This is a genomic window from Vicinamibacterales bacterium, assembly GCA_036496585.1.
Classification (GTDB): domain Bacteria; phylum Acidobacteriota; class Vicinamibacteria; order Vicinamibacterales; family 2-12-FULL-66-21; genus JAICSD01.
The window spans coordinates 1-25,770 of record DASXLB010000047.1 but is presented as its reverse complement, the minus strand read 5'-3'; the positions used below and the strand labels follow the sequence as shown (position 1 = coordinate 25,770).

Here is a 25,770-nt window from a genome sequence, read left to right as displayed (position 1 = left end):
TGGTCCATGCAGAGAATCCGAGTCGTCATCGCCAAACCCGGCCTCGATGGTCACGACCGCGGCGCCAAGGTCATCGCGCGCGCGTTGCGCGACGCGGGCATGGAAGTCATCTACACCGGCCTTCGCCAGACGCCAGAGCAGATCGTCGGCGCGGCGCTGCAGGAGGACGCCGACGTCATCGGGATGTCGATCCTCTCGGGCGCCCACATGCACATCTGCCCGCGCGTCATGGAGCTGCTGAGGGACAAGGGTCTCGACGACGTGCTTGTCGTCGTCGGTGGGATCATTCCGGATGTGGACATCCCGAAGCTGCAGCAGATGGGCGTCAAGGGCATCTTTCTGCCCGGCAGCCCGATGCAGCAGATCATCGACTTCATCAACGCGAACGTCCGCCCGCGCGCCGCGGTGTAGGACGTCGGCTTTGCCGGCGCTACTTCAGCCGGTAGAGCCGCGCCTCCTTACCCAGCCAGAGGCCGCTGGCCATCAGTTCCAGTCCGGGCGCGTTGTCGAGCGTTTCGAACGCCGCCGCACAGCGCCAGGGGCGCTCTTCCATCGCGCAGTTGTAGGTGAGATGCGTCGCGCCGGTCTTGCGGAAGTAGTCGAGCGAGGCGGGATCCGGCCAGCGCTTCCAGCCCTCCATCAGGTTCTCGGTGTATTTCGGATAGCCGCTGTAACCGCCAACCAGGCGGGCCCAGTGAAACGTCGAGAAGTACATGTACGTGATCTGCGGATCGGCCGGCAGCTCGACCAGCACCATGTCCGGCGTGACGCGTGAGTAGATTGGCGGGATGCCGGTGGGGATCGGGCCGATGCGCGGATCCATCCGCAGGTCGAACAACACCGCGAGCGCCAGTGCCGCGCAGGCGAACGGGCGCGCACGATCCGGAAGACGTCGAAGCAGGCGCGCGGTACCAGCCGCCCCGAGGAGCACCAGCGCGACCCCGACGATCACGCTGAAGCGCGCCACGACGCGCATGCCGCGATACACCGATGACAGCGAGTACAGCTGGTCGTAGGTCAGGCCGTTCAGGCCGAGCGACCAGTCGAAGGCGAAGGCGCCGGCTACGAGCGCGGCGGCGGTCCCCGCCGAGAGGGGCGGCGCGGCGCCGGCGGCGGCCAGCAGCAGCGTGCCGGTTCCGGGGAAGAGTTCGCGCTCGACCCGGTGCCCGCGTCCCCCCTGCCACCGGTAGGACACTTCGCGGATGTGGGCGTGGCCGTAATCGATCGGCGTCGCGCTGCCGTCCTGCACTTCTTGTCGCTGCCGCTCGCCGCGGATTCCTTTCGCGAGCATGAACGGAATGCCCAACCCGGCAAACGCCGGCAGCGCGATCGCTGCCGCGGCGGCACACGCGGTGATCGTCCGGCGTGACGCGGTCACGCGCCAGCCGAACGCGACGATGGCGAGAAACGGCGCCAGGAACGTGATCAGCATCACGCCGAGGTACATCGACGCCAGCCACTGCAGCGCGATGGCCGCCCCGAATCGCAGCCCGGTCGCCGGCCTCGGATCGGCGAGCATGCGCATGCCGGTGACGACGGCGAGCGGCGCGAACATCACCCAATGGAGCTCGAGGTGGCTGTAGTGCTCGGCCTGGAACGGATACCACGCGCCCAGCAGTCCGGCGACGAGGCCTGCGAAGGGATCGCCGGTCAGCCGCCAGCCCGCGTAGAAGAACGCCAGCCCACACAGCGGGAACGCGACCATCGTCAGCGCGTTGGCGACGATGAGAGGATCGATGCCGGCGAGCACGAACGGCGTGCCGAGCAGCGCCTGCAGGAAGGTCGCATCCGAGAGCGTCAGGGTATAGGGCAACGGATAGAAGATGTTGCCGTCGAACAGGTGCCGCGGGTCGTGTGCGAGCTGGTGCGCGACGCGCGCGATCCGCCAGGCAGAGAACAGGGGATCGCCAGCATCTGGAACCCAGCGCGGGTGCATCAGGTGCGGGACGATCCAGACAAGAGAGCCGGCGACCGCGGCGAGTGCGCAGAGCGTCACCCGCCGCGACCACGCGGCCGGTTCGGCCAGGCGCGTCCGTTCGATCGCGATGGGGGCCGGGTCGGGCAGTGAGATGGCGGGGAACAACCGCGTCTTCCCCCCGAGCCAGGCGCGCAGCAGGATCAGCGCGCCGGCTGCCAGGCACAAGTTGAGAGGGGAGCGGACCGTGACCCGCCAGCCGACGACGGTGAATCGGCCGTGGGCGCCCAGCAGACTGACGAGTGCGGCGGCCGCCGCGGCGACCACCAGAGTGTCAAATAGCGTCAGCCAGCGTGGGGAAAGGCTGGGGCGCGGGACGGGCATGTGTGGGTGCCCGCTCAAGGTATCATGGTGCCGTGCCCCACAAGCTGCTGCTCGCGGATGATTCGGTCACGATCCAGCGTGTCATCGAGTTGACGTTCGCCGACGAGGACGTGCAGGTTATTGCCGTCGGCAACGGCGCCGCCGCGATCGAGCGCGTGCAGCGCGACCGGCCCGACATCGTGCTGGCCGACGTCGGCATGCCGGAGCGGGACGGCTACGAAGTCGCGGCGTTCATCAAGGGCACGCCGAGTTTCGCTCACATTCCGGTGGTGCTCCTGACCGGCGCGTTCGAGCCGGTCGACGAGCAGCGGGCGCGGGCGGTCGGCTGCGACGGCGTGCTGGTCAAGCCATTCGAGCCGCAACTCGTCATCACCCGTGTGAAGGATCTGCTGGCTGGCAGGCAGCCGCCGGGGATGTGGAGCGGTCAGCCTGCGGCGCAGGGGCCTATCCGGCAGCCCTCCTCCGGCCCTGCCGGTGACCTCCGCAGCGCCCCCGCGCCGACGCCGCATGGCGATTCGCTCGAAGCGTATTTCGATCACCTCGACGCGGCGTTCGGTGCCACGCCCGATACGCCAGGGGCACGGGCCGCGAACGCGCCGATTCCGATCTCCCGCATGCCCGCAGCGCCGGCGGGGGAGTCGCCGTCCCGTCCGAACGATCCCTTTGCCGACTGGGATCCGGATCTGCAAGGCGATCCGACGCGGCCGGCCGGTCCGCAGCCGCCCGTCGCGTTTCCCGCGCCGGTGGTCCAGCCGCCGCCGTCCGCGCCGCCGCTCCATCTCGTGCCGTCCGCCGCCGCGCCGGCGCCGGCGCCGATGCCTGCGCCGCCCGTCGCGGCGGCTGGGCCCGCGCCGATCCAGATCCCGTCGCTCGCCGAGGCCTTTACCGCGCTGCTCTCGGCCGAGCAGAGTCTCGGCCTGAGCCCCTCGATCGCCACCATTCCCCCGCTGCCGTCGGTCGAGCAGGGGGCTCCGGCCGTCACCGAGCAGATGGTCGACGACATCACCGCCCGTGTGCTGGCGCGCCTGGGCACCGAATCGCGCCCCGCGATTCTGGATGTCGCCGAACGACTGGTCCGCGAGGAGATCGAACGAATCAAGTCGATCGGGTGATGTGCCAATCCCACATTTCCACATGACATCTTTCGTTCATGTCCGACGGGCTTGAGTTGAGCCATCCGATTCGCGTTCCCGACAAACCTGTCCTCGAAGGGCTCGAAGCGAAGTGGACCGCCGCCTGGGAAGAGGCGCAGGTCTATCGCTTCGATCGCGCGCGGCCCCGCGAGGACGTTTACTCGATCGATACGCCGCCCCCGACGGTCAGCGGGTCGCTGCACATCGGGCACGTGTTCTCGTACACCCACACCGATGTCGTCGCGCGCTTCAAACGCATGCGCGGCAAGGCGGTGTTCTACCCGATGGGGTGGGACGACAACGGTCTGCCGACCGAGCGCCGGGTGCAGAATTACTTCGGCGTCCGCTGCGATCCGTCGCTGCCGTACGATCCGACGTTCGAGCCGCCGGACAAGCCGGGCAAGCAGCCGATCTCGGTGTCGCGTCCGAACTTCGTGGAGCTGTGCACTCGCCTGACCGTCGAGGACGAGCGCGCCTTTGAGGCGCTCTGGAAACACCTCGGGCTCTCGGTCGATTGGACTCGGACCTACGCCACCATCGACCGTCGCGCGCAGAAGATCTCGCAGGCGGCGTTCCTGCGCCTGTTCAGCGGCGGACAGGCGTACCAGGTCGAAGCCCCAACGCTGTGGGACGTGGACTTCCGCACCGCGGTCGCGCAGGCGGAGCTGGAGGATCGCGAGCAGCCCGGCGCCTACCATCGCATTCGCTTCACCAGGGACGCCGGCGGCGCCGTCGAGATCGAGACCACCCGCCCGGAACTGATTCCGGCCTGCGTCGCGCTGGTCGCGCATCCCGACGACGAGCGCTACCGCCCGCTGTTCGGCAGCGAGGTCGAGACGCCGCTCTTTGGCGTCCGCGTACCGATCATGCCGCACCGCCTCGCCGATCCCGAGAAGGGATCGGGGATCGCGATGATTTGTACCTTCGGCGACGTCACCGACGTCGTCTGGTGGCGCGAGCTGAAACTGCCGGTCCGCGCGATCATCCAGCCCAACGGCACCTTGAAGCCGGTGGTGTTCGGCAGCGCGGGCTGGGAGTCGACCGACGCCGGCCGCGCGCAGTTGGCCTACGACCAGCTCGCCGGTCTGTCGGCCGCCAAGGCGAAGCTGAGGATCGTGGAGCTGCTTCGCGAGAGCGGCGACCTCGTCGGCGATCCTCGCCCGATCACCCACGCGGTCAAGTTCTTCGAGAAGGGAGATCGGCCGCTCGAGATCGTCAGCAGCCGCCAGTGGTTCATCAAGTCGATTCCGTTCCGCGAACCGCTGCTGGCGCGCGCACGGGAGCTGCGGTGGCATCCGGTTTACATGCGCGCCCGTCTCGAAAATTGGATCAACGGGTTGAATGGCGACTGGTGCGTCAGTCGGCAGCGCTTCTTCGGCGTGCCGTTCCCCATTTGGTACCCGGTGTTGGCTGACGGCGGTCTCGATCACGCGCACCCGATCGCCCCGCCGGAGTCGCGCCTGCCGATCGATCCATCCACCGACGTCCCCGAGGGGTATCGCCCCGACCAACGCGACCAGCCGGGCGGTTTCAGCGGCGATCCCGACGTCATGGACACCTGGGCGACCTCGTCGCTGACGCCGCAGATCGCCGGCGGCTGGCTCGAAGACGAAGACCTCTTCGCGCGCGTCTTCCCGATGGACGTTCGTCCGCAAGCGCACGACATCATCCGCACCTGGCTCTTCTCGACCGTGCTGCGCTCGGAACTCGAATTCGGCGTGCTGCCTTGGGCCAACGCCGCGGTCTCGGGGTTCGTCACCGATCCGGATCGCAAGAAGATGTCGAAATCGAAGGGCAACGTCGTCACGCCGATGGCGCTCCTCGACGAGCACGGCTCGGACGGCGTCCGCTACTGGGCGGCGAGCGCGCGACCGGGCAGCGACACGGTCTTCGATCCGGGCCAGATGAAGGTCGGCCGCCGCCTGGCGATCAAGCTGCTGAACGCGTCGAAGTTCGTGCTGGCGAGTCCTGAACCTCGTGGTCCCGTCACCGAAGCGGTCGACAGAGGGCTGTTGACGCTGGTCGGCCGTCTGGTTCGCGAGGCCACGCAGGAGCTCGAGGACTACAACTATGCCGCGGTACTGCAGAAGGCCGAGGCGTTGTTCTGGTTTTTCTGCGACAACTATCTCGAGCTGGTGAAGTCGCGCCGCTATGGCGATCACGGGCCGGCTGGCGCCGCGTCGGCCAACACCGCGCTGCTGCAGGCGCTCTCGGCGCTGCTGCGCGTCTTCGCGCCGTATCTGCCGTTCGTCACCGACGAAGTGTGGTCGTGGTGGCGTCCGGGATCGATTCACGCGGCCCGGTGGCCGGTGCCCGAAGAGTTATTCGACGCCGCCGGTGGGGAAAACGATCGTGACGCCCGCACGCTGCAGCTCGCCGCGGAGGTGCTCGGCGCAATCCGCAAGAAGAAGAGCGAGGAGCAGCGGCCGCTGAAGACCGGCGTGGCGCGGGCGGTCGTGCGGGTTCCCGATGCCGATCGCGGACTGCTGGCGCTCTGCGAGACGGATCTGAAAGCCTCCGGGCTGATTGCCGATCTGGTGATCGAGCCGGCGGAGACGTTGACCGTCGACGTGACGTGGGTGCCGGCGGAGCCGGCGCAGGAGGGACGCGTATGACGGCGTCGGACCTGACAGCGAGAGCCGGACGGGGCCGGACCCTCCGGACGGATCAATGAGGACCGTCCCATTCCAGCCGATGGATCCGGCGTTGTACCGCGAGATCGTTCGGCGCGCGCTCGCCGAGGACCTGGGCTGGGGAGACGTCACCACCGACGCGACCGTCCAGGCCGACCAGCGCGCGCGAGGGATCCTCGTCGTCAAGTCTCCCTGCGTGCTTGCCGGGCTCGACGTTGCGGCCGAGGTGTTCACCCAGCTCGATCCCGGCTGTGTCATCGAGCGGCGCAAGAACGACGGCGACCGCTGCGAGCCGGGTGACGTGATCGCCGAACTGCACGGCGGCGCCGCCCCCATGCTGACCGCAGAACGCACGGCGCTCAATTTCCTGCAACGGCTCTCCGGGATCGCGACGCTGACCCGCAGGTTCGTCGACGCGGCCGCCGGCCGCATCATCGTCCTCGACACGCGCAAGACCACGCCGACGCTGCGCGCGCTGGAGAAGTACGCGGTCCGGGCCGGTAGCGGCACCAATCACCGCGCGGGGCTCGACGACGGGATTCTGATCAGGGAACACCACATTCGCCTCGCCGGCGGCCTCAGCGAGGCGGTCGCGCGCATGAAGAACGACGATCCCGAGATGCCGATCGAGGTCGAGACGCAATCGATCGAGCAGGTGGACGAGGCGTTGAAAGCCGGCGTCGACGTCGTGCTCGTCGACAACCTGCCGACCGCGGTCATTGCCGAGGCCGTACGCCGCGCGCAGGGGCACGCCAAGATCGAGATCTCGGGTGGCGTGACGCTGGAGCGGATCCCGGAACTGGCCGCGACCGGCGCCCACTACGTGTCGGTTGGCGCGCTGACCAACTCGGCGCCCGCCGCGGAGCTCGCCTTCGAACTCGAACCGGAGTGATCGCAGGAGCCGACCTCCTGCCAGCCGTGCATGCCTGACCCGCTGCCCGCCGAATTCGCGCACGCGCTCGCGGCGACGACCGCCGAGCGCGGTGTATTCGGGGCGCGGCTGCACTACTTCGCGGAGACCGGTTCGACCAACGACCTCGCGGCCGCGGCGGCAGAGCGCGGCGAGCCGGAGGGCACGACCATCGTGGCCGGCGCGCAGACCACGGGCAGGGGGCGACGCGGCCGCGCGTGGTTTTCACCGCCGGGCTCGGGCCTGTACTTTTCGACCGTCATCCGGCGCGGTTCCCTGGCGCCGTGGCTGACGCTCGCCGGCGGCGTCGCCGTCGCCGAGGGGATCCGGATTGCGACGGGGCTGCCGGTCCAGATCAAATGGCCGAACGACATCGTCTCGGTGAGCGGCACCGGCTTTCGCGGCCGCCGCAAGATCGCGGGCATTCTCGCCGAGGCGTCTTCAGGCCCGGGTCAGGCTGGCCACGTTCAGCACGTCATCCTGGGAATCGGCATCAACATCGGCCCGGCATCCTTTCCGCCGGAACTGTCGGATCGCGCCGGGGCGATCGAGCCGGAGCTCGGCCGGCCAGTCGACAGCGGAGCCGTGCTGGCGCAGGTGCTGGCCGGACTGAATCGGGTGCTGGCGGAGATCGCGCACGCCGGTCCGCCGACCCTGTTCACCCGCTGGCTGGAGCTCGCGCCCTCGGCCGACGGCGCGCGCATCGAGTGGGACGGACCCGCAGGCGAGGTGCAATCGGGCATCAGCGCCGGACTCGCCGAAGACGGCGCGCTGCTTGCGCGCACTCCGGAGGGCCTCGCGCGCATCGTCGCGGGTGAGATACGCTGGTTATAACGTGCTTCTAGCCATCGACGTCGGCAACACCAACGTCACGATTGGCGTGTTCGACGGCGACCGCCTGTCGCACAGCTGGCGTCTGGCCGCGCTGCGCGAGCGGACGGCCGACGAGCTCGGCATCCTGATTACCCGTCTGTTCGAGCAGGCGCACGTGCCGGTGTCGTCGGTCACCGGGATCGCGGTGGCGTCGGTCGTGCCGCCGCTGACACGGCCGATGGAGGAGATGAGCGAACGCTACTTCGGCCAGGCGGCGTTCGTCGTCGACGCGACCAACGCCGGCATGCCGGTGTGCTACACGCCCGCCGGCGACGTCGGCGCCGATCGGATCGTCAACGCGGTCGCGGCGTGGGACAGATACGGGAGGGCCCGCGGCGTGCCGCTGATCGTGGTCGACTTCGGGACCGGCACGACGTTCGACGTCATCTCGTCGAAGGGCGAGTACCTCGGTGGCGTCATCTGCCCGGGCATCAACATCTCGGCGGAGGCGCTGTTCACGCGCGCGGCCCGCCTGCCGCGCGTCGACGTTCGCAAACCGCCCGTGGTGATCGGACAGAACACCGTCAACGCCATCCAGTCGGGGCTCTTCTTCGGCTATGTCGAGATGGTTGACGGCCTCGTGCGACGCATCCGGGCCGAGCTGCCGGCTGGGGACACGGCCGTGGTGCTGGCGACCGGCGGACTGGCCGACGTCATCTCGGATGAAAGCGCGACGATCCAGCAGGTCGACGCGAATCTCACGCTCGACGGGCTGCGCCTGATCTGGACGCGCAGCCGGTGACGGCAGCGAATCATCCATTCTCTCGATGATGCCACCTCTACCTGCGATGGATCCGGCCGAGTACTGCCGCGCAATCGAATCCCACCTCTGTCGCCGGAACGAGGGGCACCTCATTCGGATCGTCGGACCAGTCTTCGAGACGGTGATCGGCTGGGCGTCACAGGGGATTCCCCTCGCGGTCGCCTGCAAGGGCATCGACCAGTATTGTGAGCGCTACTACGCCAAGGGACCGCGCCGGCGTCCGGTGCGTGTCGAGTTCTGCGAGGCCGACGTGCTCGAGACGTTCGACAACTGGCGGCGGGCGGTGGGTGTGTCGCCGCCGAGCGAGGGCGATGCGGCGGAGAAGCGGAGCGACTCGCTCCCGTCGCACATCGATCGCGCCATCGTGCGGCTCACCGCGCTGCGCGCCGGCCGTGCGCCCGACGCACTCTCGATTCAGCTCGACGACACCGTGCGCGAGCTCGACGCGCTGAAGACGTCGGCCAGGCAATCGAGAGGCGACGCCCGCGCCGGGATCGTCGATCGGCTGAGCGCGCTCGATGCGGCGTTGATCGAGCGCGGCGGTGCGGCCCTGGACGATCATCGGCGGGCGGCCCTGCGCTCGAGCGCGGAAGCCGAAATAGCGCCGTTCGCGCTGCGCATGGCGCCGGAGGCTTGTGCCGCCGCCGTCGACGCGGCGTTCACGCGCCTGCTGCGCGCGGCGCTCGGCTTGCCGACGATCGCATTCGTGTAGGCGTCTTCTGTCTTCTGGCACAATCCCCCCGTGTCCCTCGTCACCGGCCAGCAGATCGCGCTGACGATCGAGAAGCCCGCCTCGGGCGGGCGGATGATCGCGCGGCACCTCGGTCAGGTCGTGCTGGTGCTCGGCGCGATCCCCGGCGAACGCGTCGCGGCGTCGATCGAGCGCACCGAAAAGCACCTGGCCTTCGCGACCGTGAGGGAGGTGATCGAGCCGTCCCCCGATCGGCGGCTCGGCTCGCCCGATCCGCTGTGTGGCGGCCTGCTCTACTCACACATCCACTATGAGCGGCAGCGGGCGCTCAAGGCCGACGTCGTGCGCGACGCGTTTGCGCGCGGCGCGAAGCATTCGATCGAGACGCCCATCGACGTCGCGGCCTCACCGGAACACGGCTATCGCATGCGGGCGCGGCTGCACGTCCGCGGCGCGCGGGTCGGCTTCTATCGCGAGAACACGCACGACCTGTGCGACGCGGCGCGGACGATGCTGCTGCGCGAGGAGACGATCGCGGCCGCACAGCAACTCGCCGAGGCGTTGCATAAGGTGCGGCGGGATGTGCTGGCCGCGGTCGTCGTCACCGAGAACGTCGCCGCCTCCGAGCGTGCGGCGCATCTCGAACTTGCGCCAGGAGCGACGATCGAGCCGGCGCAGATCGAGGCGGCGATGCGCGTGGCCGGGCTCCGCGGTGTCAGCGCCCGCGAGCCACTGGCTGGACGGATGGTACTGGCGGGGTCGCCTTCGGTGAGCGAGCCGCTGGCGACCGTGACCGGCGGCCGCGTCAGCAGTGGCGTACTCAGCCGGCGCGCCGAATCGTTCTTTCAGGCGAACCGCTTCTTGCTCTCCGCGCTCGTCAACGCGGTCCTGGACGCCGTCCCTGACGCCGGAGAGGTGCTCGATCTCTATGCCGGCGTCGGTCTGTTCTCGGTGCCGCTGGCCGCGCTCGGTCATCTCGAAGTGACCGCCGTGGAGGGCGATCACGCCAGCGGTGCGGATCTGCGCGAGAACGCGCACGCCCTGCAGCCGCGTCTCGACGCTCGCGTGGGCGGCGTCGAAGCCTACTTGGCCTCGCGGCGTCAGGCGCCCGCCACCGTCATCGTCGATCCGCCGCGCACGGGGATGTCGAAGGGCGCACGGCAACACCTGGTCCGCCTGCAGGTGCCGCGCCTGGTCTATGTCTCGTGCGATCCGCCGACGCTGGCCCGCGATGCGCGCTTTCTGCTCGACGCGGGCTATGGCCTGACGTCGGTGCGCGCCTTTGACCTCTTCCCGAATACGCCGCACGTCGAAGCTGTGGCGGTGTTCGATCGTTCGTAGCGGCGGCGCCAGGTGGCGCGCGATTGCGGGTGCGGCAGGAATGGCCGTGCCGCAACCAGCGGGGCGCTGTCGCGGCTGCGTACCCCTACATCAAATGGTGGTCTGACCCCGGTCTGACCCCGGTTTGACCCCGGTCTGACCCCGGGTTCGGGCAGCGGCGACGAAGGCGGTGAACAGGCCGGCGAACTCGCCGGTGCGCCAGAAGTTCTCCGGATGCCACTGCACCCCGACGCAGAACGTCGACGCGGGACGCTCGATCGCCTCTACGACGCCGTCCGGCGAGGTGGCGGAGACGACGAAGCCGGGCGCGACGGCGCCGACAGCTTGATGATGGCGGCTGTTCACCGGGCACGTGTCGTTCGGGGCGATCCCCCCGAGCGCGGCGGCGAGCCTGGTGCCGGACGCGATCGCGATCGCGTGGGTGTGGTCGGTCTTCGGCTCGTTGACCGCGTGATTCAGATCCGTCCGGGCCGCCGACGGCAGGTCCTGAACCAGCGTACCCCCTTCGGCGACGTTGAGCACTTGCACGCCGCGGCAGATCGCAAAGAGTGGCACGTTCCGCCTGACCGCCTCGCGTGCGAGCGGCAACTCGAAGGCGTCACGATCAGGTGCCGCTTCGGTCGTCGGATGCGGCGTCTCTCCATACCGCGCGGGATCGACGTCCAATCCGCCCGACAGAAGGATGCCGTCGACTCGATCGAGCACGGCGCTCGGATCATCGTCGTTCCGCAGCACCACCGGCTCGGCACCCGCCTTCCGCACCGACTCGAGATAGTCGTCGATCCGCGACGTGGGTGTGACGCCGATGCGCGGCCTGCTGTCAGTCATCGCTCGAGACCCGCCATTTACATCCGCTCCGGCACGCGGCAGCCCATCAACGTCAGCGCGGTCGTGAGCTGCCGCCGGTAGTATTCCACCGCCGCGGCCCGCCAGATCCGCACGTCGGCGTCTTCTTCCTTCAGCACCGGATACGAGTGGTAGAAACCGTTGAACAGCTGCGCCAGCCCGAACGCGTATTTGGCCAGCACCGACAGCTCCAGGGTGCGCACCGCCTGCTCGACCACGTCGTCGAGCCGCGCCGCCTCGAGCACCAGGCCCCACAGATCGTGCGAGGCATCGCTGCCGTCCGCGATCGGGCCAGGCGCCGTTGCGGCGAGCGTGGCGATCACCGCGGCGGCGTCCGTGCCTTCGCGCTCGCGCAGTTTCGCGAAGATGTTGTTGGCGCGGACGACGGCGTACTGCAGGTAGGGACCGCTCTCGCCTTCGAAGCTGAGCGCTTCGTCGATGTCGAAGGCGATGACCTTGCCGCGCGAGAACTTCACCATGAAGTAGCGGACTGCCGCCACCGCGATCGCTTCTGCGGTCCGCCGCACGTCCGCCGTCGCGAACTCGGGATTGCGGCGGCCGACTTCGCCGGCGGCTTTCTCGATCAGGCGGTCGAGCAGGTCGTCGGCCTTCACGCCAAGACCCTTGCGCCCAGAGACCTCGACGAACGGCTTGCCCGAATCCTCGGACGGGTCGTAGCCCAGCTCGCGGGCGGTCTCGTGGGTCAGCGCGACCATCTCGTACGAGTAGTGAACGGACTGCCGCGCCTGTTCGATGAATCCCAGCGCGGCGAGCGCCTGCTTGAGGAGCTTCTGCAGGTAGGCCTGGCGCGTGTCGATCACGTTGCAGACCATCGAGGCGTGGCCGAACGTCGGATGGCCGCCGGCATCCGCCGCCTCGTCCGAGGTCGTCGACCAGACCGCGTCCGCGAAGCGGTGGTAGTAGAAGTCGCGGTCGAGCAGCCCGTACTTCCACATCTGCAACGCCATGTCCTTGCCGACGTAGGTCACGGTGCCGTCCGAGCGAACGATGACCTTTTCCTTCGGGTCGTCTCCTTCGGCGCCGTCGTCCTCCTTCGCGTCGTCTTCGATCTTCATCACCCAGCAGCCCGCGAGTTTGCCCTCGGTCTGCAGGTACACTTCGCCGGTCTTCTTCAGGAATTCGAACGCGTGCGCCCAGAAGTGCAGGCGCAGGATGTCTCCTTCCCAGGTCAACAGGTCGTAGCCGATGTTCATCCGGCGCATCGTCGCGAGATGGCAGCCGACGATGCGGGTGGCGATGAAGGCGGCCATCTCGGCGGTGTCGTTGCCGCCGTGTTCGATGGCCTGGAGTGCGGCGGCGCGGATCGTCAGCCGATCCTTGTCGTCGCGGTACCAGTCGGTCACGCGCGCGTAGAGATCCCAGCAGTAGTAGTCGAAGCGCGTCGAGTCGGCGATCGCGCGCACCTCGGCGAGCGTCTTGTGCTCCAGTTCGCGGAAGCCGACCACGACGTCGCCGACCTGCACGCCGGTGTCGTCGATGTAGTTCTGGACCTCGACGAGACGTCCCTGGAACCGGAGCAGCCGCGCGAAGGCGTCGCCGAGTGCGGCATTGCGCAGGTGACCGATGTGGGCGGCCTTGTTGGGATTGATCGCGGTGTGCTCGACGATCGTCTTCGAGGGGGAAGGATGGGAAGGAGGCGAAGGAGGCGAAGGAGCGGCCGTCCAGGTGCGAAGCCAGTAGGCGCGATCGAGGAACAGGTTCAGATATCCGTTGGGCGCTACTTCGACACGGACGACGCCCTCGATCGGTCCCAGCGCGGCGGCGATCTCCTGCGCCGTCACGCGAGGCGCCTTGCGCAGCCGGCGCGCCAGCACGAACGCGATCGGCACGGCGATGTCGCCGAGCGCGCGTTGCGGCGGGATCTCGATCGACATCTCCGCAATCGCCGGATCGGACGAGGACAGGCCGTAGAGGCGGGCCGTGGTGGTGGAGACGTGCTCGCGGACGAGGCGGAAGAGAGGAAGAATCACGACAAATTATTCCGTGATACGATCTTCGAACGGTTTTTTATCAAGTTCAACCCGGCCCCGGGCGCGCGCGTAGTCATGCGGCGTGTTGATATTTTCGAACCACGTTTCCTCGTTCTCTCCCGCGACCGCGCCGGCGTCGAGCTCGCCGACGCGGAGTTCGGCGAGGAACGCCGTCATGCGCAGCTCGCCGCTCTCGATGCAGCGGCGGGCCACCTCGGCACAGTGCCGCCGGTAGACGGCGGCGAGCGGTTCGAGGCCCCGCGTCGTGCGCGGCACCACCGCGTCCTGTTCGTGCCTGCCGGGCTCGCTGGCGACGACCAGCCGATCGAGGAGTGCCGGCGACACGAATGGCAGGTCGCACGCCAGCACGATTACCCGCGAGTGCCGCGCTTCGGCGAGCGCCGTGTAGACGCCGCCCAGTGGGCCGGCGCCGGCGACGCGATCCATGACGACGGGCACGTCCAGATCTGGATATCGGGTCCGATCGTTGACGACGACCATGACGTCGTCGCTGAACGCGGCAAGCAGTTCGAGCTGCCGGTCGATGATCCGCCTGCCGCCAACCACCAGCGACGCCTTGTCGGCGCCGCCGAACCGCGTGGCGCGGCCGCCGGCCAGGATCGCGGCCGAGATCGGATTCATACCAGACCTTACCATAGGCGTTCACGCGGCAGCATCCGCTCGAGCGCGCCACGCGTGAAGGTAATCAATGTCTGAAGCGAGGATTGGCCGCGTGCTCGTCGCCAGTCTGCACCAGGCGATTGCGGATCTGCTGCCGACGCGGCTCGAATTCTACGAGAACTGGCTCAACGTCGCCGGGCTGCGCGAGGGGACGATTGGGCTGGCGCCGTTGACCGCGGTCCTGAGCTTCCTGCGCACCGAAGGCCAGGCCTACACCTTGATCACCGCGCGCGCCGGCGAGTACGCCGCCGCGTGGACCTTCGATAACGTGTCGGGCCTCGAGCGCCGCCTCATCCCGGCGTTGCCGCTGGCGCTGCGCGCGCGCGCCGCGCTTCGGCTCTCGCGTCACCTGATCCGCTCCACGTATCCGGGCTCGCGCGCGGTGACCCGAATCCGCAAGGGCGTCGCCACCATCGATCTGCGTGGCTCGCTCTTCTGCGAGGTGCGCGAGATCTCGATGCATCCGCTCTGCACCTTTTACGCGTCAGCCATCGGCGGCGTGTTGAAGCTGTTCGACGTCGCCGCCGAGGCGACGGTCACCGAATGCCGCGCCGCGGGCGGCCAGCGCAGCTGCGTGCTGACGGTGGCGCTGCCCGGGCGGCCGACCGATTCCGCCATCGCCGCATGATCGGCACCGCCTTCCTCACGCTCGGCCTGTCGCTCGGCGCCGTCCGCGCCGAACCGTCGAGAATCCTCGTGGTCCCCTTCGAAACGCCGGACCGCGACGGGCGCACCTATTGGTTGGGCGAAGGCGCGTCGATCGTCATGACCGACGAGCTGAACGCGCGCGGCGCCGGCGCTCTTTCGAAGTCCGAGCGCGACCGCGCCTACGAGCAGCTGCATCTGCCGCCGCAGGCATCGCTCAGCCGCGCCACGATCATCAAGGTCGGACAGCTCGTCGGCGCCGTCGAAGTGATCGTCGGCGAAGTGCGTGTCGAGGGAGACACGCTGACGGTCCGCGCGGAACCGATCCGGGTCGACGTCGGTCGCGGCGAGACGGCGATCGTCGAGCATGGCAACCTCGCCGACTTTTTCGGGGTCGTCCGCAACGTCGCGCAACGGATCGCGCCAGGCGTCGCGCCGGTTCCGGTGCCGTCGCCGCCGCTCCAGGCCTTCGAGCCGTACGTCAAGGCGCTGCTCGCGCAGCAGCCGGCCACGCAGGCGCAGTTTCTCGAGACCGCGCTCCAGGCCGATCCGCACTATCAACGCGCGCGCCTCGAGCTGTGGGAGGTGCGGACGGCGCAAGGGGATCACCTCGGCGCGCTGGCGGCCGCGAAGGCCGTCCCCTCGGAAGCGCCCGAATCGCGGCGCGCGCGGTTCTTCGCCGCCGTCTCGCTCATCAACCTCAAGCAATACGACGAGGCGTTCACGCGGCTGAACCAGCTCCAGGACGGTGCTCCGGACCCTGCCGTGATGAACAACCTGGGGATCGTGCAGCTGCACCGCGCGGCGACGCCCGAAAGCGGCAAGGCGGTCTACTACTTCACCAAGGCGGCCGAGGGCGATCCGGACAATTCCGACCTGCTGTTCAATCTCGGCTACGCCTACGCCAGCGATCGCGATCCGCAGGGGGCCATCTACTGGCTGCGCGAGGCGCTACGCCGCGACGCGACGGACGCCGATGCGCACTTCGTGCTGGCCGCCGCGCTGGACGCCGCCGGCAACGGCGTCGAGGCGGCGGGCGAGCGCGAGATCGCCGGGCAGCTGTCGTCGCGCTACGGTGAGGGCGCCGCCCGCCGCGACGCGCTGCCGCGCGGGCTCGAACGGCTGTCGCCCGACCTCGACGCCGCCGGGACGCGCAGCGGCGTCGGCCAGACGATCGCGATGACCGCGCAGCGCGACCAGCAGGACGTGGCCAACTTCCATCTGGAGCGCGGCCGCCGGCTGTTCCAGGCCGAGGAGGACCGCGAGGCGATGACCGAGCTGCGCCGCGCGGTCTTCCTCTCGCCCTACCAGGCGGAAGCGCACCTGCTGATCGGCCGCATCCATTTGCGCGCCGGGCGTCCGCGCGAAGCGGTCGACGCGCTGAAGATCTCGATCTGGAGCCAGGACACCGTCGAGGCGCGCCTGGCACTGGCCGACGCGTATCTGCGGCTCAACGACCTCGCCGGCGCGCGCGCGCAGGCGCACAAGGCGCTGTCGATGAACCCCGCGTCCGAGCAGGCACAGGCGCTGCTTCAGAAGATAGGAGGGTAGCCGACGCCGGCTCGAGCTCCGGCCCGCGGTGTTGCCATGCGACACATCCTAATCATCATGTCGGGCTTCCTCGTCCTTGGCGCCGGCATCGCCGGCCGCGCCGGCACGGTCCCGATCGTCGAGTCCGCGACGGTGGACGGCATCATCCACCCGGTCAGCGCCGAATTCATGCGCGGCGCCATCGCCAAGGCCGACGCCGACGGCGCGGCCCTGGTCGTCTTCACGCTGCACACGCCGGGCGGACTGCTCGACTCGACGCGCGACATCAACAACGCGATCATCTCGGCGCGGACGCCGGTCGCGGTGTTCGTCGGGCCGGCGGGCAACCGCGCCGCCTCCGCCGGATTCCTCATTACGATGGCCGCCGACGTCGCGGCGATGGCGCCAGGTACCCACATCGGCGCCGCCCACCCGGTGTCGGGCAACGGCGAGCCGGTCGACGAGGTGATGGCGAAGAAGATGGCGTCCGACACCGCGGCCTACGCGCGGACGCTGGCGGCGCAGCGCGGCCGCAACGTGCCGCTCGTCGAGCAGGCGGTGACCGAGAGCCGCTCGTTCACCGAACGGGAGGCGATCGCGGCCACCCCGCCGCTCATCGACCTGATCGCGACGGACGTGCCCGATCTCATCGCCAAGCTCGACGGCCGGACGATCAAGCGGTTCAACGGTACGTCCACGACGCTCGCCCTCGCCCACGCCGAGGTGCGGACCATCGACATGACCGTCGCGCAGCGAGTGCTCAGCGCGATCGCGCATCCACAGATCGCCTATCTGCTGCTGACGCTTGGCACGCTCGGACTGACGATCGAGCTGTGGAGTCCTGGGGCCGTCTTGCCCGGCGTCGCCGGCGGCCTCTGCCTGCTGCTGGCGTTCTTCGCGCTCCAGGTGCTGCCGGTCAGCTACGCGGGGCTCGCGTTGATCCTGCTCGGCTTCGTGCTGCTCGTCCTGGAGGTCAAGGTGACGAGCCACGGGGTGCTGGCGGTCGGCGGGACCGCAAGCTTGCTGTTCGGGTCGCTGATGCTGATCGACTCCCCCCTCCCGGAGCTGCAGATCGGCCTGCGCGTGATCTTCGCCGTCACGCTGAGCGTGGCCGGCATCCTGGTGTTTCTGGTGACGTTGGGGGTGCGCGCCCAGGCCCAGCCGGCGGTGAGCGGCGAAAGCGGTATGCTGCACGAGTCCGGGCGGGCCATGACCCCGATCCCCGCCGGCGGCAGCGGCCGCGTCGCGACCCACGGCGAGATCTGGACCGCAACCTCGCTCGAGTCGATACATGAAGGGGACGCGGTCGTCGTGACCGCGGTGAATGGCCTGACTTTGACGGTCCGGCGGGTCTAGCGCAGGCGCGAGGCCTGCCAGGAGGCAACTGTGCTCTTTCCACCGATGTTGATTGTCGCCGCGGTCGTCGCGTTCTATTTGTTCAGCTCCATCAAGATCCTGAACGAGTACGAGCGGGCCGTCATCTTCCGTCTGGGCAAGCTGCTGCCGCAGGCCAAGGGGCCCGGCGTCATTTTCGTCTTCCCACCCATCGACCGGATGGCCCGGGTCAGCCTGCGCACCATCGTCATGGACGTGCCGTCGCAGGACGTCATGACGCGCGACAACGTGTCGGTGAAGGTGAACGCGGTCGTCTACTTCCGCGTCGTCGATCCGTCCAAGGCAATCAACGAAGTCGAGAGCTACCACTACGCGACCTCGCAGCTCGCGCAGACGACGCTGCGCAGCGTGCTCGGCCAGGTCGAGCTCGACGACCTGTTGGCAGCGCGCGACCGCCTCAATCAGCAACTGCAGCAGATTCTCGATCAGCACACCGAGCCCTGGGGCGTGAAGGTCGCGTCGGTCGAAGTGAAGCAGGTCGATCTGCCGCCCGACATGCAGCGCGCCATGGCCAAGCAGGCGGAAGCCGAGCGCGAGAAGCGTGCTAAGATCGTGCACGCATCAGGCGAGCTCGAGGCTTCGAAGCAATTGGCGCAGGCGGCAACCGCCATGTCAGTCGAACCCATGACGATCACGCTGCGCTACCTGCAGACGCTCACCGAGATCGCCTCGGAAAAGAACTCCACGATCATCTTTCCGCTGCCGATCGAATTGATGAACCTGCTCAAACCGCTGACCAAGGCCCCTTAGCGTGTCCGAGATGACCCACGACGCCGCCCATCTCCACGAGGACGGGTTTCACGAGATCCAGCTCAGTGGCAAGCAGCTCGTGTTCCTGTTTATGGCCACGACGATCCTCGCCGTCGTGATCTTCCTGTGCGGCGTCCAGGTGGGCCGGAACGTCCGCGGGGGCGATCGCCCCTCCGTCGAATCGTCGGACACCGTCGCCGCGCAATCGACGGCGCCGCCGCCCGCGTCCGTAACGACGCAGGCCGTGCCGTCGAGCGGTCCGCCGGCGGCCGAGCCTCCTCCGCCCGCGCAGGAGCCTGACGACGACTTGAGCTACGCCAAGCGGCTGCAACAGGCCGAGCCTGGGGCCGGCGACAAGCTGTCGCCGCCGCCGTCGCATGCGGCGTCCAAGCCGCTCGACACTCGGCCAGCCGCCGCCGCACCAGCCAAGACGTCGGCGCCGACACCGCCTCCCGCCGTCGCTGCCGCGCGGCCTGAGGTCGGGCCGCCGGCGGCCTCGGCGTCGCAGGCCAAACCCGGCCAGTGGATCGTGCAGCTCAGCGCCATCAAGGATCGCGGGCAGGCCGCAAGCCTGGCGCACGAGCTGGTCGGCAAAGGCTATCCGGCGTTCGTCCTCGACCCGGCGCCCGGCGCACCGCCCATCTACCGCGTCCAGATCGGCGGCTACCCGGATCAAGGCAAGGCGGACGAAGTGGCGCGCCGCTTGAAGCGGGACGAACACTACAACCCGTACGTCCGCTCGCGGTAGTGGATTTCGTTCTCGCGCTTCTCTCCGGCGCGTTCCTCGCGCTCAGCTTTCCGAAGTTCGGCCATCCCGCATGTGCCTGGGTGGCGCTGGCGCCACTGCTGGTCGCCGTCGCGCGGCGTCCGCAGTCTACGCGCCGCGCGTTCTCGCTCGGCCTGCTGACCGGCGCGATCTATTTCGCCGGGACTCTCTACTGGCTCGTCGAGACCATGGTGACGTTCGGTGGGTTGTCGACACCGCTCGCGACCGTCGCTGCGGCGCTGCTGATCGCCTACCTCTCCCTCTTCCCGGGTTTCTTCGCGCTGGCGCAGTCGCGTCTCGTGCGCGTGATGGGGCGCCGCGCGCTGCTGCTGGCCCCCTGCCTCTGGGTGGCCTCGGAGATGGGCCGCGCCTATCTCCTCGCCGGGTTCCCGTGGGAGCTGCTCGGTTACAGCCAGGCCGGCGTCCTGCCGATCGCGCAGGTGGCGAGCGTCGTCGGAGTCTACGGCTTGTCGGCTGTGGTCGCGAGCGTCAGCGCGGGGGCCGCCTACGCGATCCTGACGAACGGCGCCGGCCGCTGGCGCGCCGCCGCCGCCGCGATCGCGCTCGTCGTGGCGATCGGCCTCTGGGGCGCGCTGCGTCTCCGATCATCGCGGCTGACGCACGAGGGCACCGCGGTCCGCGTCGCCGTCCTGCAGGGGAACATTCTGCAGGATCAGAAATGGGATCCGGCGATGGCCGGAGCCATCATGCAGCGCTATCTCGAGCTCTCGCGCGAGGCGATCGGGCGAGGCGCGGAGTTCGTGCTGTGGCCCGAATCGGCATTGCCGCAGCCGTACGAGGCGGACGCGCCGGCCCGCGAGGCCATCCAGCGGCTGGCGCGGCAGGCGCACGTGACGCTCCTGGTCGGCAGCGATCGGGACGAACCGGTCCGCCCGGTCGATCAGGCGAAACCGCAGGTCCGTCTCTACAACGCGGCGTACCTCGTTCAGCCCGACGGTACGACCGGTGCGATCTACCGCAAGATTCACCTCGTGCCGTTCGGCGAATACGTGCCGTTCAAGCAGCTCCTCTTCTTCGTCGGACCGATCGTGGAGGCCGTCTCGGATTTCACGCCCGGCACCGAGCCGTCGCTGCTGCCGGTCAACGGGCACCAGGCCAGTACCGCCATCTGCTACGAGGTGATCTACGGCAGCCTGATGCGGGCGTTCGTCGAGCGCGGCAGCGAGCTGCTGACGACGATCACCAACGATGCGTGGTACGGCCGCTCGTCGGCGGCCTATCAGCACTGGCAGCAGGCGTCGCTGCGGACGATCGAAGAGGGACGCTATCTCGCGCGCGCCGCCAACACCGGCATCAGCGGCTTCGTCGATCCCTATGGACGCGTGCTGCAGCAGTCAGGGCTGTTTACCAGCGCGGTGATGACCGAGGACCTCCGATTTCTGGCCGGCCGCACGATCTACAGCCGCGTCGGCGACGTGGCCGGATGGGCATCGCTGGCGGTGACGCTGATCGCGCTGGTGACGACACGCCGCAGGGTAAGATAACAACGAACGGATCTTCACCGTATGGCCACACTCCAACCCGACGAACAGCTCCGCCGCTATCAGGATCTCGCCCGGCGCGTATCCGATCTGCGGAGCTATCTTTGACGCGGCGAAGCCCGCCGACGAACTCGTCAAGATAGAGCAGAAGGCCTCCGATCCCGACTTCTGGAAGGAGCCGGCTGCCGCCCAGAAGATCCTCCAGCGCCGCAAGGCGCTCGAAGGGGACGTCAGCCTGAGCCAGTCGCTGCAGCGCCGGGTCGACGACCTGGCGGTGCTGGTCGAGTGGCTGCAGGCCGGTGAAGACGTGCTCGCCGACCTCGCCAGCGGGCTCGACGGGCTCGCCGGCGAAGTGGAGACCGGCGAGACCAAGAAGATGCTCGGCGGCGAGCACGATCGCAAGAACGCGATCATCACCATCCATCCGGGCGCCGGCGGCACCGAATCGCAGGACTGGGCGGAGATGCTGCTGCGCATGTACGTGCGCTGGTCCGAGCGTAAGGGATTCAAACGCGAACTGTTCGACATGCAGCCGGGCGACGAGGCGGGCATCAAGAGCGCCACCCTGGCGATCTACGGCGATTACGTCTATGGCATGCTGCTCGCCGAGGCCGGGGTGCACCGCCTCGTACGCATCTCGCCCTTCGACCAGGCCGCGCGCCGGCACACGTCGTTCGCCTCACTCTATGTGTGGCCGGAGCTGCCGGAAGACGTCGACATCGAGATCGACGAGAAGGACCTCCGGGTCGACACCTTCCGCTCGAGCGGCGCCGGTGGTCAGCACGTCAACGTCACCGACTCCGCCATCCGCCTCACCCACATCCCGACCGGCATCGTCGTCTCATGCCAGAACGAGCGATCGCAGCACAAGAACCGCGCCCAGGCGATGAAGGTGCTCAAGTCGCGGCTGTTCGACATCAAGATGAAAGAGCAGGAGGCCAAGCTGGCGCAGCTGGGCGGCGAGAAGCGCGATATCGCCTTCGGCTCGCAGATCCGCAACTACGTGCTGCAGCCGTACCAGATGGTGAAGGACCTGCGCACCAAAGAGCAGACCGGCGACGTCAATCGCGTGCTCGACGGCGACATCGACCCGTTCATCAAGGCCTACCTGATGAAGAAGGCCGCCGGCGCCCTGCTGACTCCCACCGACTCGGGGGAGGAGGAGTAGCCGCGGAATTGCCGATTGGCGACTGCCGATTGCCGATTGGATTGCTCATTGACGATTGACGATCGGCGGACTGCCGATTGTCGATTTGTCGATTGCTGATTGGCGATTGCTGATTGGCGATCGGTATTTTGGCGGATTGCTGATTTGGCAAGGTTAGCGGCGTTGAAGGTGTGCGGGAACTGCAATCTGCGTGTTCAGCGTTTGGTTTAAGCGCGCCTTTTCCTGCGGTTTCGGCTTGGCCTCGTGGATGCAGGGCCGGGCGACATGAATCCGAAGACCGTTGAACTCCAGGCCCGCACTCGCCGATTTGCCGCGAGCATCATCACGTTTTGCGAACAACTTCCCCAGACGGCCGCGTGTCAGCGCATGGTCCCGCAATTGATCGACTCTGCAGGAGCCACCGACAGCAACTACCGCGCGGCGTGCCGCGGGAGAAGCAAGGCGGAGTTCATCGCGAAGCTGGGTGTCGCCTGTGAGGAGGCTGACGAATCGAAAGGCTGGCTGCTGCTGCTGGTCGAGTCGAAACAGGTCGAGGGGCCCACGGTCGAAGCGCTTATTCAGGAGGCCGACGAACTGACATCCATTTTCGCGAAATCACGTATTACTGCAGAAGCACGAAAGCAGGAACAAGATCGGTTGAACAAACAGGCGTCCCGAACTCGCTCTCGTTAATCGTCCAATCGCCCATCGCCCAATCGCCCAATCGCCAATCGCCAATCGCCAATCGTCAATCGAATTTCCAATCGGCAGCCCGTCGATCGGCCGTCGACAATCGGCAATTCAATCCTGCACTCGCCAATCGGCAGTCGGCAATCGATTCGCTTCAGCGAATCGAACCCGGCTGCGTGCCTGCGATGAACGCCTCGTTGATCGCGCCGGGCTCTCCTTCCGCCAGCGACCCCGTGGTCTTGTCGATGGCGACGAACACGATGTTGCCGGGCGGCTGGAACTGCGGCGGCTCCTTCCGGTCGCCGATCCACGTCTTGAAGATCTCGATCCAGATCGGCAGGGCCGCCTCGGCGCCGGTCATGCCCGATCCGAGCGGCTTCTTCTGGTCGTAGCCCACCCAGACGCCCAGCGTCAGGTCCGGGTCGAAGCCGATGAACCACGCGTCGCCGAAGTCCTCGGTGGTGCCCGTCTTGCCGGCAATCGGCCAGTTGAGCGCCGCGGCCTTGACGCCGGTGCCACGCTCGATGACGCCGCGGAGCAGGTTGAGCATCACGAAGGCGGTGTCGGCGCGGATGGCGTCCTGCGGCATCGGACGGTTCTCTTCCAGCAGGTTGCCGGTGCGGTCGGTCACCTTGAGGATCGAGTAAGGCGCCATGCGGACTCCCTGGTTCGGGAACACGGAGTAGGCGCTGGTCATTTCGAGCAGCGTCTCGTCGCCGGCGCCGAGTGCGATCGGCAGGTACGGCGGGAGCGGCGCCGTCAGGCCGAAGCGGCGGGCGTAGCCGATCACCTGCTTGGGGCCGAGCGCGTCCATCACCTTGATCGCCGGCACGTTGCGCGAGTGTTCGAGCGCCCGGCGGAGCGTGATCGGTCCCCAGAAATCGTTTTCGTAGTTGTGTGGTGAATACGGCGGCTGGCCCGGGCCGCCCGGATAGGTCACCGGCGTGTCCTGGAGAATCGTCGCCGGCGTGTAGCCTCGGTCGATCGCCGTCGTGTAGACGAACGGCTTGAACGCCGATCCGACCTGGCGGAAGGCCTGCGTGGCACGGTTGAACTTGCTCTGCTCGAAGTTGTCGCCGCCGACCATCATCCGGATCTGGCCGGTGCGGTTGTCAATCGCCAGGGCCGATCCCTGGACGAGCGGCGGCTGATCGAGGGACGCCGTGCCGTTGCGCGCGGCCGCATCGAGCGAGAGCAGACGGGCTTCGACGAGGTCGCCGCGGCGGACGATCTGCGGCGGCGTCTTGCGCGTCCAGGCGAAGCCCTTCTTGTCGATGATCAGGTGGTAGTCGCCGGCGCGCGCGTGGATCGCCGCCGCTTCGACGTCGGTGACGATCGCGGGCACGACGTCGTTCTCGCCGAACGGGCGGATCCAGCGGGGGTCCTTGAAGCCTTCGATCGTGTGGCGCTCGTCGAGGACGTTGCGCTTCGGCTTGCGGAAGCCGTGGAGATGGTCGATGCGGCGTACGCCCTGGTCGAGGGCGCGGTTCGCCGCGTCCTGCAGCCTGATGTCGAGCGCCGTCTGCACGGCCAGCCCGCTCTCATAGAGCTGCTTGGCGCCGTAGCGTGCCTCGAGATCCTTGCGGACCTCTTCGACGAAATACGGCGCGATCGAGTCGGTGCGGCCGGTCGATTGCGACAGCACGATCGGGCGGGCCTTGGCCTCGTCCGCCTGCTGCTGGGTGACGTAGCGCTCTTCGGCCATCTGCTGCAGCACGTACGCCTGGCGGATCTTCGCGCGTTCCATGTTGACGGTCGGGGCGTTGCGCCACGTCTTGAACAGGCCGGCGATCATCGCCGCCTCGTCGAGGTTCACGTCCTTCGCCGACTTGCCGAAGTAGGCGCGCGCCGCCGCTTCGACGCCGTAGGCTCCCTCGCCGAGGTACATCTGATTGGCGTAGAAGGCCAGGATCTCGTGCTTGGTATAGCGCTTCTCGATCTGGATGGCGACGAGCATCTCCTTGATCTTGCGTTCGAAGCTGACGTCGCCGGATTCGTAGCCGACCTCCTGCGCGAACAGGCCGCGGGCGAGCTGCTGGGTGATCGTGCTCGCGCCCTTCGGCCGCGTGTACTTGCCGGTCGCCAGGCCGCGCGCCTTGGCGAGCGCGTCGCGCGCTGCCGCCATCATGATGTGGGGGACGCTGAAGCCGAGGTGCTGCTCGAATTCGGCGTCCTCGGCGGCGATGATCGCATTGCGCAGGACCGGGGCCATCCCTTCGTACGGAATGACGACGCGCCGTTGGGTCGAGAATTCGCCGACCACCTCGCCATGCGCGCCATAGACGCGCGTAATCGTGCTCGGCGCATAGTCGTCGAGCGCGGAGATCTGCGGCAGGTCGCCGGCAAACGCGAACAGCACGCCGCTGACCGAGCCCAGGATCGCCGCGAGGACGAACAGGATGATGAGGCCGGCGTTCTTGGCGAGGCGGACGACGTAGGTGGCCATGATCAGTTCGCAGTAATCAGTTCGCGGTTGCCGGTTACCATCTCCCACGAACCGGCATGCCGGCCCCGGTCGCGCCTCGCGCCTCCCCGCGTCCTTCCGGCGCGCGCGGTGCGGCGTGCGCGCCGGCCCCCGCCGCTGACGGCGCACCAGCGCCCGGACGAGCCGATTCGGCACGCGGTTGCGCTGGAGCGCGAGGGTCCTGACCCGGCGAAACCCGCTCGGACGCGCGCGGCGGGACCGGCGTCGCTTCCTGACGCGGGACTACGCGATCATTTCCACGCGGCTGCGGAGCGCTGGTCGGCCGCGTCTCGTACGACGGGGCATAACCGGGCGGACGATAGGCGGGGTTGTCCCACGCGCGCCTCTCCGGCTGCTGTGTCACGCCCGCCGCTGGCTGCGGTGGGAGCGACCGCGCACCCGCCCGGCCGCTTGGAGCGATCGGCTGCGCCGTCTGCGAGCGGACGATCTCGCTGCCGCGATTGACATAACGCGGTGTCTGTCCGGTGCCGCGATCCATTGGGCCGATCGCTCCCGTGACGGGGCGACCGCTGCTGCTGGTCGCAGGGATCGGCCGCGCCGGTGCGGTCGCGGTGCGTCTGCCGGCGCTGCGAATCGGACTGGCGGCGGTGCCGCGCGCGATCGCGGGCGACCCACCGGCCGGCGCGGCGCTTTCGCTGAAATGCGGCCGCACCCCGGAGGCCCCGCGGTCCCAGTTCATCACGTGCGCCGGCGCGTTAC

The 25,770-nt window shown here is 68.4% G+C and carries 22 protein-coding genes; 17 read left to right on the top strand and 5 right to left on the bottom strand.

Annotation, left to right across the window (positions count from 1 at the left end):
* The first annotated feature begins 6 nt into the window (after positions 1-6).
* On the top strand, positions 7-411 hold the full coding sequence (locus VGI12_15355) for a cobalamin B12-binding domain-containing protein (GenBank protein ID HEY2434051.1): 405 nt from the start codon (positions 7-9) through the stop codon (positions 409-411).
* 19 nt (positions 412-430) lie between these two features.
* On the opposite strand, the gene VGI12_15350 is transcribed toward VGI12_15355, so the two are convergent.
* The gene (locus VGI12_15350) at positions 431-2,242 is read right to left on the bottom strand and encodes a hypothetical protein (protein ID HEY2434050.1); all 1,812 of its coding nucleotides are present in this window, start codon (positions 2,240-2,242) and stop codon (positions 431-433) included.
* A gap of 89 nt (positions 2,243-2,331) precedes the next feature.
* On the opposite strand from VGI12_15350, the gene VGI12_15345 reads away from it, so the two are divergent.
* The 7 genes from VGI12_15345 to VGI12_15315 are packed head-to-tail and all read left to right on the top strand — an operon-like array spanning position 2,332 to position 10,643.
* The gene (locus VGI12_15345; GenBank protein ID HEY2434049.1) at positions 2,332-3,411 is read left to right on the top strand and encodes a response regulator; all 1,080 of its coding nucleotides are present in this window, start codon (positions 2,332-2,334) and stop codon (positions 3,409-3,411) included.
* 38 nt (positions 3,412-3,449) lie between these two features.
* Positions 3,450-6,047: a valine--tRNA ligase gene (gene valS, locus VGI12_15340; protein HEY2434048.1), complete on the top strand. Its 2,598-nt coding sequence runs from the start codon at positions 3,450-3,452 to the stop codon at positions 6,045-6,047.
* 55 nt (positions 6,048-6,102) lie between these two features.
* Entirely contained in the window at positions 6,103-6,957 is an 855-nt protein-coding gene (gene nadC, locus VGI12_15335; protein ID HEY2434047.1) for a carboxylating nicotinate-nucleotide diphosphorylase, read from the top strand.
* Between the two features lie 30 nt (positions 6,958-6,987).
* The gene (locus VGI12_15330; protein ID HEY2434046.1) at positions 6,988-7,809 is read left to right on the top strand and encodes a biotin--[acetyl-CoA-carboxylase] ligase; all 822 of its coding nucleotides are present in this window, start codon (positions 6,988-6,990) and stop codon (positions 7,807-7,809) included.
* Position 7,810: 1 nt separating this feature from the next.
* On the top strand, positions 7,811-8,590 hold the full coding sequence (locus tag VGI12_15325) for a type III pantothenate kinase (GenBank protein ID HEY2434045.1): 780 nt from the start codon (positions 7,811-7,813) through the stop codon (positions 8,588-8,590).
* Positions 8,591-8,618: 28 nt separating this feature from the next.
* Positions 8,619-9,323, top strand: a complete 705-nt coding sequence (locus tag VGI12_15320; GenBank protein HEY2434044.1) for a hypothetical protein — start codon at positions 8,619-8,621, stop codon at positions 9,321-9,323.
* A gap of 30 nt (positions 9,324-9,353) precedes the next feature.
* On the top strand, positions 9,354-10,643 hold the full coding sequence (locus VGI12_15315; GenBank protein HEY2434043.1) for a TRAM domain-containing protein: 1,290 nt from the start codon (positions 9,354-9,356) through the stop codon (positions 10,641-10,643).
* A 90-nt stretch (positions 10,644-10,733) separates the two neighbouring features.
* Here VGI12_15315 and VGI12_15310 read toward each other — a convergent pair whose 3' ends face one another.
* From VGI12_15310 to VGI12_15300, 3 genes are read right to left on the bottom strand one after another with little or no spacing between them, the layout of a single operon-like run.
* Positions 10,734-11,471 carry a gamma-glutamyl-gamma-aminobutyrate hydrolase family protein gene (locus VGI12_15310; GenBank protein ID HEY2434042.1) on the bottom strand — a complete coding sequence of 246 codons (738 nt, stop codon included), beginning with the start codon at positions 11,469-11,471 and terminating at the stop codon, positions 10,734-10,736.
* Positions 11,472-11,488: 17 nt separating this feature from the next.
* A complete protein-coding gene (gene argS / locus VGI12_15305; protein HEY2434041.1) occupies positions 11,489-13,480 on the bottom strand; it encodes an arginine--tRNA ligase in 1,992 nt (663 codons plus the stop codon).
* 6 nt (positions 13,481-13,486) lie between these two features.
* Positions 13,487-14,122, bottom strand: coding sequence for a molybdenum cofactor guanylyltransferase (locus VGI12_15300; GenBank protein HEY2434040.1), 636 nt, complete (start codon positions 14,120-14,122; stop codon positions 13,487-13,489).
* Positions 14,123-14,189: 67 nt separating this feature from the next.
* On the opposite strand from VGI12_15300, the gene VGI12_15295 reads away from it, so the two are divergent.
* From VGI12_15295 to VGI12_15260, 8 genes are all read left to right on the top strand, one after another.
* Complete coding sequence (locus VGI12_15295; GenBank protein ID HEY2434039.1) at positions 14,190-14,789, top strand: hypothetical protein; 600 nt, start codon at positions 14,190-14,192, stop codon at positions 14,787-14,789.
* Positions 14,786-16,357 carry a tetratricopeptide repeat protein gene (locus VGI12_15290; GenBank protein ID HEY2434038.1) on the top strand — a complete coding sequence of 524 codons (1,572 nt, stop codon included), beginning with the start codon at positions 14,786-14,788 and terminating at the stop codon, positions 16,355-16,357. Before VGI12_15295 ends, VGI12_15290 begins: the two co-directional genes overlap by 4 nt.
* Before the next feature lie 36 nt (positions 16,358-16,393).
* A complete protein-coding gene (locus VGI12_15285; GenBank protein HEY2434037.1) occupies positions 16,394-17,692 on the top strand; it encodes a nodulation protein NfeD in 1,299 nt (432 codons plus the stop codon).
* Between the two features lie 45 nt (positions 17,693-17,737).
* The gene (locus VGI12_15280; GenBank protein ID HEY2434036.1) at positions 17,738-18,481 is read left to right on the top strand and encodes a slipin family protein; all 744 of its coding nucleotides are present in this window, start codon (positions 17,738-17,740) and stop codon (positions 18,479-18,481) included.
* A gap of 10 nt (positions 18,482-18,491) precedes the next feature.
* Positions 18,492-19,229: an SPOR domain-containing protein gene (locus VGI12_15275; GenBank protein HEY2434035.1), complete on the top strand. Its 738-nt coding sequence runs from the start codon at positions 18,492-18,494 to the stop codon at positions 19,227-19,229.
* Entirely contained in the window at positions 19,229-20,752 is a 1,524-nt protein-coding gene (lnt, locus tag VGI12_15270; protein HEY2434034.1) for an apolipoprotein N-acyltransferase, read from the top strand. Before VGI12_15275 ends, lnt begins: the two co-directional genes overlap by 1 nt.
* A 21-nt stretch (positions 20,753-20,773) precedes the next feature.
* A protein-coding gene (gene prfB / locus VGI12_15265; protein HEY2434033.1) for a peptide chain release factor 2 occupies positions 20,774-21,917 on the top strand; the annotation gives its coding sequence in 2 pieces (ribosomal slippage) (positions 20,774-20,854 and positions 20,856-21,917; 1,143 coding nt in all).
* A 264-nt stretch (positions 21,918-22,181) separates the two neighbouring features.
* Positions 22,182-22,589 (top strand): four helix bundle protein, encoded by a 408-nt coding sequence (locus tag VGI12_15260; protein ID HEY2434032.1) that lies wholly within the window; start codon positions 22,182-22,184, stop codon positions 22,587-22,589.
* 151 nt (positions 22,590-22,740) lie between these two features.
* Here VGI12_15260 and VGI12_15255 read toward each other — a convergent pair whose 3' ends face one another.
* Positions 22,741-25,032: a PBP1A family penicillin-binding protein gene (locus VGI12_15255; protein ID HEY2434031.1), complete on the bottom strand. Its 2,292-nt coding sequence runs from the start codon at positions 25,030-25,032 to the stop codon at positions 22,741-22,743.
* Between the two features lie 533 nt (positions 25,033-25,565).
* On the opposite strand from VGI12_15255, the gene VGI12_15250 reads away from it, so the two are divergent.
* Positions 25,566-25,770: hypothetical protein (locus VGI12_15250; GenBank protein HEY2434030.1), on the top strand; the 205-nt coding region annotated here is incomplete at its 3' end.

What these genes read in the sequence shown, in the direction of transcription:
- valS (HEY2434048.1), top strand. Translation starts at nt 3,450, where the DNA reads ATGTCCGACGGGCTTGAGTTGAGCCATCCGATTCGCGTTCCCGACAAA.
- VGI12_15295 (HEY2434039.1), top strand. Translation starts at nt 14,190, where the DNA reads ATGTCTGAAGCGAGGATTGGCCGCGTGCTCGTCGCCAGTCTGCACCAG.
- VGI12_15275 (HEY2434035.1), top strand. Translation starts at nt 18,492, where the DNA reads ATGACCCACGACGCCGCCCATCTCCACGAGGACGGGTTTCACGAGATC.
- VGI12_15310 (HEY2434042.1), bottom strand. Translation starts at nt 11,471, where the DNA reads ATGACTGACAGCAGGCCGCGCATCGGCGTCACACCCACGTCGCGGATC.
- VGI12_15285 (HEY2434037.1), top strand. Translation starts at nt 16,394, where the DNA reads ATGCGACACATCCTAATCATCATGTCGGGCTTCCTCGTCCTTGGCGCC.
- VGI12_15300 (HEY2434040.1), bottom strand. Translation starts at nt 14,122, where the DNA reads ATGAATCCGATCTCGGCCGCGATCCTGGCCGGCGGCCGCGCCACGCGG.
- VGI12_15330 (HEY2434046.1), top strand. Translation starts at nt 6,988, where the DNA reads ATGCCTGACCCGCTGCCCGCCGAATTCGCGCACGCGCTCGCGGCGACG.
- VGI12_15290 (HEY2434038.1), top strand. Translation starts at nt 14,786, where the DNA reads ATGATCGGCACCGCCTTCCTCACGCTCGGCCTGTCGCTCGGCGCCGTC.
- VGI12_15255 (HEY2434031.1), bottom strand. Translation starts at nt 25,032, where the DNA reads ATGGCCACCTACGTCGTCCGCCTCGCCAAGAACGCCGGCCTCATCATC.
- VGI12_15320 (HEY2434044.1), top strand. Translation starts at nt 8,619, where the DNA reads ATGCCACCTCTACCTGCGATGGATCCGGCCGAGTACTGCCGCGCAATC.
- VGI12_15260 (HEY2434032.1), top strand. Translation starts at nt 22,182, where the DNA reads ATGAATCCGAAGACCGTTGAACTCCAGGCCCGCACTCGCCGATTTGCC.
- VGI12_15280 (HEY2434036.1), top strand. Translation starts at nt 17,738, where the DNA reads ATGTTGATTGTCGCCGCGGTCGTCGCGTTCTATTTGTTCAGCTCCATC.
- nadC (HEY2434047.1), top strand. Translation starts at nt 6,103, where the DNA reads ATGAGGACCGTCCCATTCCAGCCGATGGATCCGGCGTTGTACCGCGAG.
- VGI12_15355 (HEY2434051.1), top strand. Translation starts at nt 7, where the DNA reads ATGCAGAGAATCCGAGTCGTCATCGCCAAACCCGGCCTCGATGGTCAC.